The 11,403-nt window shown below is 73.0% G+C and carries 9 protein-coding genes; 3 read left to right on the top strand and 6 right to left on the bottom strand.

Translation table 11 applies throughout. The features are described from left to right. Positions 1 to 9: 9 nt before the first annotated feature. From AB0I21_RS32340 to AB0I21_RS32330, 3 genes are all read right to left on the bottom strand, one after another. Positions 10 to 927, bottom strand: coding sequence for a diacylglycerol kinase family protein (locus tag AB0I21_RS32340; RefSeq protein ID WP_360566852.1), 918 nt, complete (start codon positions 925 to 927; stop codon positions 10 to 12). Between the two features lie 453 nt (positions 928 to 1,380). After that, positions 1,381 to 4,128 carry an AAA family ATPase gene (locus AB0I21_RS32335; protein WP_360566850.1) on the bottom strand — a complete coding sequence of 916 codons (2,748 nt, stop codon included), beginning with the start codon at positions 4,126 to 4,128 and terminating at the stop codon, positions 1,381 to 1,383. Positions 4,129 to 4,568: 440 nt separating this feature from the next. Continuing rightward, the gene (locus tag AB0I21_RS32330; protein WP_344512863.1) at positions 4,569 to 4,700 is read right to left on the bottom strand and encodes a hypothetical protein; all 132 of its coding nucleotides are present in this window, start codon (positions 4,698 to 4,700) and stop codon (positions 4,569 to 4,571) included. 165 nt (positions 4,701 to 4,865) lie between these two features. Here AB0I21_RS32330 and AB0I21_RS32325 point away from each other — a divergent pair, with 165 nt between their 5' ends. After that, a complete protein-coding gene (locus AB0I21_RS32325; protein ID WP_360566847.1) occupies positions 4,866 to 5,627 on the top strand; it encodes a DUF72 domain-containing protein in 762 nt (253 codons plus the stop codon). A 295-nt stretch (positions 5,628 to 5,922) separates the two neighbouring features. On the opposite strand, the gene AB0I21_RS32320 is transcribed toward AB0I21_RS32325, so the two are convergent. Further along, positions 5,923 to 6,900, bottom strand: a complete 978-nt coding sequence (locus AB0I21_RS32320; protein ID WP_360566845.1) for a kelch repeat-containing protein — start codon at positions 6,898 to 6,900, stop codon at positions 5,923 to 5,925. A gap of 273 nt (positions 6,901 to 7,173) precedes the next feature. Between AB0I21_RS32320 and AB0I21_RS32315 the strand changes: the two genes are divergently transcribed. Together AB0I21_RS32315 and AB0I21_RS32310 are read left to right on the top strand one after the other, a co-directional pair. Beyond that, positions 7,174 to 7,632: a MarR family transcriptional regulator gene (locus AB0I21_RS32315; RefSeq protein WP_344512857.1), complete on the top strand. Its 459-nt coding sequence runs from the start codon at positions 7,174 to 7,176 to the stop codon at positions 7,630 to 7,632. A 241-nt stretch (positions 7,633 to 7,873) separates the two neighbouring features. Beyond that, on the top strand, positions 7,874 to 9,259 hold the full coding sequence (locus AB0I21_RS32310; RefSeq protein ID WP_360566843.1) for a serine/threonine-protein kinase: 1,386 nt from the start codon (positions 7,874 to 7,876) through the stop codon (positions 9,257 to 9,259). 161 nt (positions 9,260 to 9,420) lie between these two features. Here AB0I21_RS32310 and AB0I21_RS32305 read toward each other — a convergent pair whose 3' ends face one another. After that, complete coding sequence (locus AB0I21_RS32305; RefSeq protein ID WP_360566841.1) at positions 9,421 to 10,239, bottom strand: sugar phosphate isomerase/epimerase family protein; 819 nt, start codon at positions 10,237 to 10,239, stop codon at positions 9,421 to 9,423. Beyond that, positions 10,236 to 11,399: a Gfo/Idh/MocA family oxidoreductase gene (locus tag AB0I21_RS32300; protein WP_360566839.1), complete on the bottom strand. Its 1,164-nt coding sequence runs from the start codon at positions 11,397 to 11,399 to the stop codon at positions 10,236 to 10,238. Before AB0I21_RS32300 ends, AB0I21_RS32305 begins: the two co-directional genes overlap by 4 nt. Positions 11,400 to 11,403 lie beyond the last annotated feature (4 nt).

The following is an 11,403-nucleotide window of genomic DNA, read 5'->3' as shown; positions in this document are numbered from 1 at the left end:
CGTCGGCGGTCAGCGGACGAGGAGCCAGGCGTCCTGGGCGACCGTCCAGCGGCGGCTGCGGAAGGGGCCGGTGAGCTCGCCGTCGGCGTTGACGTGGAACGGGTCGCCTTCGATGTGGATGTCGCGGCCGCGGAGGTGGATGACGTCGTCGCGGCCCGGGTGGCGGCCCTTGCGCAGGGCGAGGGCGTAACCGACCCGGGCGAGCGGGCCGACGGCGAACGACACCGTGATGTCGGCCAGGCCGTCCGTCGGGTCCGCGTCGGGGGCCAGCTCGCCGGTGCCGCCGGCGATGGTCGGCGCGTTGGACAGGCCTGCCATCAGGACGCGACGGCGGCCGCGGGACACCACCGCACCGTCGACGGTGACGCGCAGGCGCCAGCCCCTGGCGGTGAACCCGGCGAGGACCGCGCCGATCGGGAACGCGGCGATCTTCAGGCGCTTCTTGAGAGGGCGGGCCTTCAGGGCCGCCTCGGCGCCGGCGCCGACGTGGACCGCGTTGATGACGACGCCGTCGCCGTCGGCGACGATCAGGTCGATCGGGCCGGCGATGCCGGCGGCGGCGATCCGGGCGGCGGCGTGCAGGTCGTCGACGGGGATGCCGGCGCCGCGGGCGAAGTCGTTGCCGGTGCCGAGGGGGATGAGGGCGACTTCGCAGGTGGCGGCCTCGCCGCGGCGCAGCAGGGCGCCGACCATCGTGTGCAGCGAACCGTCGCCCCCGACGACCACCAGCCGCCGGCCGCGCCGGGTGTCGAGGATCCTGTCGACGTCGCCCGCATGGCCGCACGTCATGGTCTCGACGTCGCCGGTTTCGCGCAGGACGCCGAGGACGGATTCGACCGCCTCGGCCTCGGTCCGGCCGGCGAGCTCGTTCGTGACGACCAGCACCCGCTCACCATACGGCGCCCACCCGCCCAGCACACCCGTCACTCGCCCAGCTTCAGCAGCACGGATAGACGCCGCGCGATCCACCTGCACATCAGAGATCATCTTGTGGGTGGATCGCGCAACGTCTAAGTCACAAAAGCCGCAAACACGGGCATTGATCAGTGTCTGTACGCGAGGGGCACGCGTACGAGACGGTGCGCGGGCAGAAACGGCGAAGCAGCACGGCTACGCGAAGAGCAGCAGCACGGCAAAGCGCGGCAAGGCACAGCACCGGTGACGCGAAGAACAGCTGTGCCGAGAAGAGCAGCGGCAAGGCGCAGCACCGGTGACGCGAAGGACGGCTGCGACGCGGGAGACCAGCGACGACCCGAAAGCACCGGCAACGCGAAGACAGCTGCGCCGAGGAGAGCAGCGGCGACGTGAGCAGCGGCGGCAGCACGAAGAGCGGAGACCGGCCGGCGCGAGTCGCACACCGGCGGCAGGACGAGACAGGAGTCAGCTGCCGGCGCGGACCCAGGCGGCGATCTGCGTGCGGGACTCCAGGTTGAGCTTGCTCAAGATGTTGGAGACGTGCACGGCGGCGGTGCGGGGGGAGATGTAGAGGCGGCGGGCGAGCTCGGCGTTGGTCAGACCCTCCGCGAGCAGCACCGCGACCTCGCGCTCGCGGGGCGTCAGCGCCTGGTCGCCGGCGACGGGGACGGCGAGGCCCAGCCTGCCGCGGAGGGCGGAGAGCTCCGCGACGCGCCAGCCGGACCAGCGGGCCAGGAGGGGCTCGGCGACGCGGACGTGCTGGCGGGCGGCTTCGAGGTCGCCGAGGGCGAGCAGGCAGCGGGCGGCGCCGACGTGCCCGGAGCCCTTGGTGGCGGGCAGGAGCATGGACGGTTCGGCGACAGCGCGGCGGTATCCGGCGAGCGCGGCCCGGTGGTCGCCCGCGGCCTCGGCGATCTGGGCGTCGGCGAGCCAGCGCCACGCGTCGTCGAAGAACGGGTCGTCGATGGCGGCGGCGACCGGGCGCAGCTCGTCGACGGCGAGGCCACCGACGAGGCCGGCGGAGATGAGGTCGTGGGCGAAGTCGCGGCCGGTGACGCCGGTGGCACGGACGGCGTCGAGGACCGCGCGGAGCAGCTCGCGGGCCTGCTCGGTCTGGCCGCGGCGGGCCGTCAGGTGGAACTGCAGGCCGGGCACCGACGTCTGGGTCAGCATCGTGTACGTGTCGGTGGCCTCGACCATGCCGCGGATGACGGCGTCGGCGCGGTCGAGCTCGCCGGCCTCCAGAAGCAGGCCGGCGAAGAAGACGCCGTGGTAGTCGATGCCGTTGCGGGTGCGCAGCAGGCCGCGGTCGCGGCGGCGGGCGGACTCCAGCTCGGCGAGGGCGCCGCCGAGGTTGCCCTCCTGCACGGCGAGCCGGGCACGGCCCTGGAAGTACGCGGCGACGGCGAGGGAGTCGAAGCCGGCCCGCTCCGCGAAGGTGCGCATGCGCTCCAGCGCCGCGGCCCAGTCGGCGGGGCCGCCGGGCAGGAGGTTGTACAGGTTGTTGAGCGACCGCGCGGCGAGCAGCCACTCCCCCGCCTGCTCCGCTTCCTGGGCCGCCTCGTTGAGCAGCTTGATGCCGTCGTCGACGCCGGCGGCGAAGTTGACCAGCGCGGAGCCCTTCTCGACCTTGCCGGCGAGCCAGACGCCGGGCAGCCCGAGCCGCTCGCCGAGGCCGATCGCCTTGTCGGCCCATTCGATGGCGCACTCGGTGTTGTCCATCAGCATGTAGGCCTGCGCGATCGCCGCGTATGCGTACGCCTTCGACGGCCCGTCGCCGAGGTGCTCGATCTCGGCCCGCAGCTCCTCGGCGCGCTCCTGCATGCTGCCGCTGCTGCCGACCTCCCAGCTGAGCCGCACGAGCAGGCGCAGCGCGTCGGCGCGCTCGTCGCCGGTGCCGGCCGCGGCGAGCCAGCGCCGGCCGAGCTGCTGCGCGTCGTCGAGGAGCCCGGCGAGCCAGGCGGCGCGGGCGCCGCACGACAGCAGCTCCACGTCGTCGGGCAGCTCGTCGAGGCCCATCTCGGCCAGCTGCAGCGCCTGGTAGGGCGAGCCCATCGCCAGGTACTTGGAGAGCCCGCGCCGGGCGGCCTCGACCATGTCGAGGTAGCGGCCGGCGCCCCGGGCGTGGTGCGCCACCAGGGCGTAGTCCTTGCTGCCGGTCGACAGCAGCGTCTCCAGGGCCAGCTCGTGCAGGCGGCGGCGCTGCCGGGCGAGCAGCTCGTCGGCGAGCGCCTCCCGGGTCAGCGCGTGCCGGAAGCTGAACTCGTCGTCGCCGGTCTCCACCATCAGCCCGCGCCGCACCAGGTCGCGCAGGGCGTCGATGAGCTCCGGCTCGCTGTGGCTCGTCACGGCCGCGAGCAGGTCGAACGGCACCTTGCGGCCGAGCACGGCGGCGGCCTCGACGATCCGCTTCTCGGTCGGGTCGAGGTCGTCGAGCTGCCTGCGCAGGGCCTCCGCGACGTTCCACGGCAGCGGCCGGTCACACAGCGTGTCGAGGTCCTCGTCGCCGTTGGCCTTGATCAGCTCTTCGAGGAAGAAGGGGTTGCCGCCGGTGCGGTTGTGCAGCGACAGCGCGGTCCGGTACGCCGGTGGCCGCCCGGTGACGGACTTGAGGAACTGCGACGTCTCGGCGAGGTTGAGCCGCTCCAGCCGCACGTTGGTCACCATGTACCGCCGTTCGAGGCGGGTCAGCAGGTCGGCGAGCGGGTGCCGGCGGGTGACCTCGTCGGGCCGGTACGTGCCGACGAGCAGCCTGGTGCCGGGCAGGTCCGCGATCCGCTCGAACAGCGCCACGCTCTCCGAGTCGGCCCAGTGCAGGTCCTCGAACACCACCACCGACGGTCCCGGCGTCGTCAGCTGCCGCACGATCTCCAGCCCGGCCTGGATCCGGTCGATCATGGACCGCGACGCGTCGGTGACCGTCACGAGCAGCTCCGGGTCGAGCCCGGCCGCGCGGTGGCCGCTGTCGATCGCGCCGAGCAGCACCTCGAACGGCCGGCTGAGCGTGCCGGGATCGGCCTGCCCGTCGAGCACCGGCACCGTCTCGGGCAACCCCGTGATCAGCTCCTGCACCAGACGGCTCTTGCCGATGCCCGGCTCGCCGCCGAGCATGGCGATGGAAGGCTCGGACCCGTCGAGAAGCCGGCGCAACCTGCGCAGCTCGTCGTCGCGGCCGACCATCACCTGGCTCACTCCGCTACGGCTGGCCCGCACGCAACCAGCCTACCGGCGGGCAGCTTGTGCGTCGGCTGTGACGCGCGCGACCTGCGCCACCATGGCCGGTCGTCCCCACCGGCCGGCCGCCGGCGCCGGCCCAGGCCGAGCAGGCTCTCCTGACGGTGCTGGACCTGGACGAAGAGGAACACTGGGTGCATCATGGCCGTCTCCTTGGCTCGGTGATGTCTCCATCCTGGTCGTGTAAGGAGCCGTTTCCATCTGTACCTGTTACGTATCTTGGGCGCCGCCGCGATACCTAGCCGGGCCGGACGCACGTAGTCACCTGCTACGCGTGAGGAAGAAGTTCATTGCTCAGGTCCGCCGCCGAGGGGTGGACGCACGGCAGCCCCGGACCGGTCGACGTCCGCGCCACCCGGAGGGATTGGGTGGCCGGGACGCGAGGTCCGGGGCTGCTGGGTTACGCCGGTGCGGGCCGGTCAGGCCGCGGTGCCGGAGCGGTCCGCTCTGCGGCGGAGCTTCACTCGGCTTGACCAGTGTTTGGCCTCGTCGAGCATGTGCAGCTGGCGCTGGCGGACGAGCTCGGTGAGAAGGATCGGGTGGACGTTCACTGCGGGCTCCTCTGGATCGTTGTGACACCATCCTCGCGCGGTAAGGCCCGCGCGACATCGGTAACACTTACCTAAACGCCTCCGGGCGACATACGTAGTCGGCCGGGCGACCGACGTACGTACACGTAGGCGACAGTGCCCCGGGTTTCTGGGTAACCGGTCGGCATGATGCGCATCGGCACGTCGGGCTGGCAGTACCGCGACTGGAAGGGCCGCTTGTACCCGGCCGGCCTGCCGCAACGGTGCTGGCTGGAGCACTACGCGACCGCGTTCGGCACGGTGGAGGTCAACAACGCGTTCTACCGGCTGCCCGAGCGGTCGACGTTCGAGGCGTGGCGGGAGCGGACACCGGACGACTTCGTGGTGGCGGTGAAGGCCAGCCGGTACCTGACGCACGTACGCCGGCTGCGCGACCCGCAGGAGCCGGTGCAGCGGCTCATGGACCGGGCCCGCGGACTCGGCGGCAAGCTCGGGCCGGTGCTCCTGCAGCTGCCGCCGACGATGAAGCTCGACGTGGCGGCGCTGGACGCGACGCTGGCCGCGTTCCCGGCCGGCGTGCGGGTCGCGGTCGAGCCGCGGCACGAGACCTGGTGGGTGGACGAGGTGCGGCAGGTCCTCGACACCCGCGGGGCGGCGCTGTGCTGGGCGGACCGCCACAGCCGGCCGGTGACCCCGCTGTGGTCGACCGGCGGCTGGTGCTACCTGCGGCTGCACGAGGGCCGCGCGGCGCCGTGGCCACGGTACGGCCGGTCCGCCCTCGACACCTGGGCCGGCCGCCTGGCGGACTCCTGCGCGGACTCGTACGTCTACTTCAACAACGACCCGGGCGGCGCCGCCGTCGAGGACGCGGTCACGTTCGCCCACCTGGCCGGGCGCAGGGGTCAGGACACCACCCGGGCCGGGAATCTGGCCGGCCACGGACGCTGAATCGCCCCTGCCCGAGCGGGGACGCACACCGGCGCCAAGGACGCAGGCCGAAGGACGGTGGCCGGAAGCAGGGAGCCGGAGGCAGGGTGAGGGTGGGGGCCGCCGTACGCTGTCGCGATGGCCAAGTTCCTGTGCGTGATCATGCTGCTGATCGCGTTGTTCGCGTTCCTGATCTGGCAGCGCAACCGGCTGCTGCGGCGCGGCCACCGCGACCAGGACTGATCGGCAACGCCCGCGACCAGGACCGATCAGCCTCCGGCCGCGGCGAGGCCCGTCGGCGCCGACAGGAGCGCGGTCAGCAGGGGTCCAGGTCGAGGGACTCGGTGGTGGCGGCGACGAAGAGGCCCGGCTTCGGGCCACCCGGCAGCGTGAGCAGCGTGCTGCCGACGGTCACCACCGCCAGGCCGTGCCGCGGGTTGGGCATCGGCGGCAGGGCGCGCCACCGGTCGGCGGCCGGGTCGTAGAGCTCGACCTGCGGAAACGTCTCCTTGCCCTCGCCGCCGGCGGCGATGACCCAGCCGTGGCAGGTGCCGGTCGCGGCCAGGCCGCCGCGCGCGGTCGGCAGGTCGGGGCGCTTCGTCCACGCGCCGGTGGCCGGGTCGAACGACTCGACGGCCGCCAGGAGCTTCCCGCCGACGCGGCCGCCGACGGTGTAGAACCGGCCACCCGCGGCCGCGCCGCCGAGGTGCTCACGCGGTGTGGGCGGTCCAGGTGCGGAGCGCCACCGGTCGGCCACGGTGTCGTACACGAGCATCGACGCGGCCAGGAGGTCCTTGCCGGGGCCGATCCCGCCGGCCACGAAGATCGACGTGCCCAGCGCGGCACCGGCGCCGGCGCCGCGCGCCTCCGGCAGGTCCGCGACCGACTCCCAGCGCTGCGCGCCGGCGGGCAGGCGGAACGCCGCGGCGCTCGGGGTGCCGTCGGCGAGGAACCCGCCGAACACGTAGACGGCCTCTCCGGCCGCGGCGGCCATCGCGTGGTTGACGGCGAGCGGCAGCGGCGGGCCGGTCGTCCAGGCGCGGGCGACGGTGTCGTAGATCTCGACGGTGCTGACGCTGCCGCCGTCGCGCTGATACCCGCCGGCGACCACGATCTTCGCGCCGGTGACGGCGGCGGCGACCTCGGTGCGCTCCGACGGCGCGTCCGGCAGGCGCTGCCACGGCGAGGCGGCCTGGTGCTGCTGCGTAGGCCCGGCGGGCCCGCCGCACGCGGCCGCCCCGCCGCCCACGGTCAGGCCGAGCAGCGTCGTGACGGCCAGCAGTGCGACCCGCATGGTTCCAGTGTCGTCGATGGACGCCTGGATCGGTACAGTCGGGCACTTCAGAAGTTTCAATTCATCTGATAGCCGATAAATTGTGGCGACAAAGCGGGCAAACAGCACGAAGACGGTCTACGTTTCGCGTTCATGGAATTGCTGTGGGTGATGGCGGGGCAACGGAACCGCTATGTTTTCGATATTCTGTGTGTTCTATGGGGACCGGAGGGGGGCCGCCCACATGGGCATGCGAGGTGTCGTGTCGAGACATGAGCGGTTGCGTGACGAGAGGTGACCGCTACGCAGGACGTCGCCGCTGACTCGACGGCGACGGAGACCGTGCTGCACCTGCACCGGGCGGCCAACGCCGTCAGGCAGCACGTCGAGCAGGTGGTGCTGCGTCCGCGGCAGCTGACGTGGACGGGGTTCGTGGTCCTGCGCACCGTGTGGGCCGCGCGCAGGATGGAGACCAGGCACGTCGCGGAGCAGGCGGGCATCTCCAAGGCGACGCTGACCGGCGTCGTCGACACGCTGTCCGGTCGTGGGCTGGTGCGCCGCAGCCCGCATCCCGACGACGGCAGGCTCGTGGTGCTGCAGCTGACCCGCAAGGGCCAGCGCCTCATCCGCGAGCTGCTGCCGGAGTCGCAGAGCGCGGAGGTGTTCGCCCTGTCGTACCTGGAGCCGGCCCAGCTCGCGGTGGTCACGACTGCGCTGCGTGGAATGATCGCTCACCTGGAGCGACCACGCTGATCTCAGCGCGGGCCGCGTCATCTCATCGGGCGTCATTCGTTGAACGCTGGGGGTCGAAGGTGTGACCTCCGGCGCGGACGTCCGCGCGGATCTCGACTAATGTCGAGGCACCATGCGCGGATGCCGCATGGGCGAAATCTGCCCGAACGGGCACGAGGGTTGCATCCAGGGTGGTCTTTTCATCTCGCGGTGGACGGACCAGACTGCATGGAACCTGTGCCGAGTGGCTGGAAGGACCCCGATGACCGAGGCTGGCACGCACGACGGCGCCGGTGAGTCCGGCACGCCGGACCTGCCGCTGCGCTCGGCCGCCCCGGCACGCCGTGCCACCATCGGCGACCTCACGGCCAACGACCCGATCCGCATCGACGACTACCGGCTGATCGGTCAGCTGGGCGTCGGTGGCATGGGCACCGTCTACCTGGCGCAGTCCTCCGACGGCTCCCGCGTCGCGGTGAAGCTGGTGCACGCGCACCTCGCGCGCGACCCGAGGTTCCGGGTGCGGTTCGCCGGCGAGGTCCGGGCCGCCCAGCGGGTCCCCGGCTTCTGCACCGCCCGCGTGCTCGACTCCGGCATGCACGAGGACCGGCCGTACCTGGTCACCGAGTATCTCGAGGGCATCCCGCTGTCGCGGCTCGTCGCCGACGACGGCCCGCTCGACCCGGCGATGCTGCACAGCGTGGCGCTCGGCGTCGCGGCCGCGCTCGCCGCGATCCACAACGTCGGCCTGGTCCACCGCGACCTGAAGCCGAGCAACCTCATGGTCACGCTCGGTGGTGTCCGGATCATCGACTTCGGCATCGCCCGCGCGATGGACGCCGCGAGCGACATCACCGGCACCGGCAACATCGTCGGCAGCCTCGGCTGGGCCTCCCCCGAGCAGCTGCGCGCCGAGGAGCCCTCGGCCGCCATGGACATCTTCGGCTGGGGCTGCCTGGTCGCGTTCGCGGCGACGGGGCGCCACCCGTACGGTGGCGAAGAGGCCGCGGCCCGGGCCTGGAAGATCCTCGAGGGCGAGCCCGACCTCAACGGCATCCCCGACCCGGTGCGGGACCTCGTCGCGGCCGCTCTCAGCCGCGACCCGCTGGACCGGCCCGACGCGCGGCAGCTGCTGCTCGGCCTCGCCGTGGACGACCTCGACGTCGCGCCGCTGCCGACGCAGAAGCGCTGGCTGCGGGGCACGACCCAGATGTCGCGCCGCCGGGTGACGTCGATGGCGATCGCGGTGCCGATGGCGCTGGCGCTCGTCTTCGCCGCCGCGGAGACCACGACCGACATGATGGGCGGCAAGTCCGACTCTGGCACGCACCGCGGCAGCACAACCGGCGACCAGGTCGGCACCAACCTGTCGCCGGCGCCGAACCCGCAGGTGACCGCCGTGCAGCGGCCCAACCCGGGCGCCACGGGCGGCGGGGGCAACCCGACCAACGGCCCGCTGGTGCCCCCGACCGCGTCCGGGGTCGTGTCGGCCACGTCGACCGCCGTGCCCACGACGACGGTGACGACGCCGACGCCGGACCCGACGACCGACCCGACCACCACGCCGCCGACGACGCCGCCCACCACCACGCCGCCGACCTCCGACCCGGTCTCGGACCCGCCGGCCGCCGAGGGCAACCGGGGCTGACCCGGCCCGGGCGGCACACGGCCCGGGAGCCGGCACACGGCCCGGGAGCCGGCACACGGCCCGGGAGCCGGCACACGGCCCGGGAGCCGGCACACGGCCCGGGAGCCGGCACACGGCCGGGGCGACGCCGGGAGGACCCGGACGCCGCCCCGCGCGGGTGGTCACAGGACGTGCGTGACGTAACCCTCGATCGACTCGGCCAGCACGTCGGCGCCGGGGCGCGACCACACGGTGTCGTGGAAGACCTCGACCTCGATCGGGCCGGTGTACCCGGTGGCGTCCACCGCCTCGCGGAACCGGCGCAGCTCCACGCAACCGGTGCCCGGCAGGCCGCGGCCGAGCAGCACGCCCTCCGGCAGCGGCGTGATCCAGTCGGCGACCTGGAAACACGCGATGCGCGACTCGGCGCCGGCCCTGGCCAGCTGGGTCCAGACCTGGTCGTCCCACCACAGGTGGTAGGTGTCGACGGCCACCCCCACCGCCGCGGCGGGGAACGGCGACGCGAGGTCCAGGGCGTTCGACAGGGTGGACACGACGCACCGGTCCGAGGCGAACATCGGGTGCAGCGGCTCGATCGCCAGTCGTACACCTGCCGCGATCGCATGCGGGACCAGCTCACCGATCGCGTCACCGACGCTCCGGCGGGCCGCGTCCAGATCGCGGCTGCCGTCGGGAAGACCGCCGCTGACCAGGACCAGCACCGGCGCGCCGAGGGTCGCGGCCTCGTCGATCGCGCGGCGGTTGTCGTCGAACCAGCCCGGCGTGGTGAAGAAGCCGCCGCGGCACAGGGTCGTGACGCGCATGCCGGCGGCGCGGACCAGGGCGGCGGTCCGTTCGAGGCCGAACGTGTCCACCTGGTCGCGCCACAGCCCGATCTGCGTCACGCCCTGCTTGACGCAGCCGGCGATCGTCTCGTCGACAGGCCAGCGCTTGGTGGTGGCCTGGTTCAGCGAGAACCGTTCGAGCTGCCGGGTGTTCACAGGTCGAGGGCCGGGATGTCGAGGCGGCGGCCCTCGCGGGCGGACTGGAGGCCGAGCTCGGCGAGCTGGACGCCGCGGGCGCCGGCGGCGAAGTCCCACGGGAACGCCGCGCCGTGCTCCGGACCGTCGACGACGTGCCGCAGGAACAGCTCCCACTGCGCCTTGAAGCCGTTGTCGAACGGCTCGTTGTCCGGCACGGACTGCCACTGCGCGCGGAACGGCTCGGTGACCGGCAGGTCCGGGTTCCACACCGGCTTCGGGGTGGTGCCGCGGTGCTGGACGTGGCACTCGCGCAGCCCCGCGACGGCACTGCCGTGCGTGCCGTCGACCTGGAACTCGACCAGCTCGTCGCGGCGGACGCGGACCGCCCACGAGGAGTTGATCTGCGCGACGATGCCGCCCTCCAGCTCGAACGTGCCGTAGGCGGCGTCGTCGGCGGTCGCCTCATACTCCTGGCCGAGCTCGTCCACCCGGGTCGGGATGTGGGTTGCGATGGTCGCCTGCACCGAGCGGATCGGGGCGAAGAGCTGCTCCAGCACGTACTGCCAGTGCGGGAACATGTCCACCACGATGCCCCCGCCGTCGGCGGCGCGGTAGTTCCACGACGGGCGCTGCGCGGCCTGCCAGTCGCCCTCGAAGACCCAGTAGCCGAACTCGCCGCGCACCGACAGGATCCGGCCGAAGAAGCCGCCGTCGATGAGGCGCTTCAGCTTGCGCAGGCCCGGCAGGAACAGCTTGTCCTGCACGACGCCGTGCTTGATGCCGGCGGACCGCGCGGCGCGGCACAGCGCGACGGCGGCGTCGGTGTCCTCCGCCAGGGGCTTCTCGGTGTAGACGTGCTTGCCGGCGTCGATGGCGGCGCGGATCGCCTTCTCCCGCTGCTGGGTCACCTGCGCGTCGAAGTAGATCTGCACGTCGGGGCGGGCCAGCGCGGCGTCGAGGTCGGTCGTCCACTCGGTCAGGCCGTGCCGCTGGGCCAGCTGCTCCAGCTTGTCGGCGTTGCGGCCGACCAGGACGAGCTCCGGCCAGATCAGCGAGCCGTCGCGGGACGGCAGGCCACCCTCTTCGCGGATCGCGAGCAGCGAGCGGACCAGATGCTGGCGGTACCCCATGCGGCCGGTGACGCCGTTGAGCACGATACCGATCGGGATGCGGGACACAGGA

Origin of the sequence: Dactylosporangium sp. NPDC050588, from assembly GCF_040654975.1 — a bacterium.
GTDB classification, from domain to species: domain Bacteria; phylum Actinomycetota; class Actinomycetes; order Mycobacteriales; family Micromonosporaceae; genus Dactylosporangium; species Dactylosporangium maewongense.
Note: the sequence above shows the minus strand (reverse complement) of the source record. Positions and strands in the feature narration are given on the sequence as shown.

Excerpts from the sequence above, each read along its gene's own strand:
- AB0I21_RS32325 (WP_360566847.1), top strand. The coding sequence starts at position 4,866 with ATGATGCGCATCGGCACGTCGGGCTGGCAGTACCGCGACTGGAAGGGC.
- AB0I21_RS32320 (WP_360566845.1), bottom strand. The coding sequence starts at position 6,900 with ATGCGGGTCGCACTGCTGGCCGTCACGACGCTGCTCGGCCTGACCGTG.
- AB0I21_RS32310 (WP_360566843.1), top strand. The coding sequence starts at position 7,874 with ATGACCGAGGCTGGCACGCACGACGGCGCCGGTGAGTCCGGCACGCCG.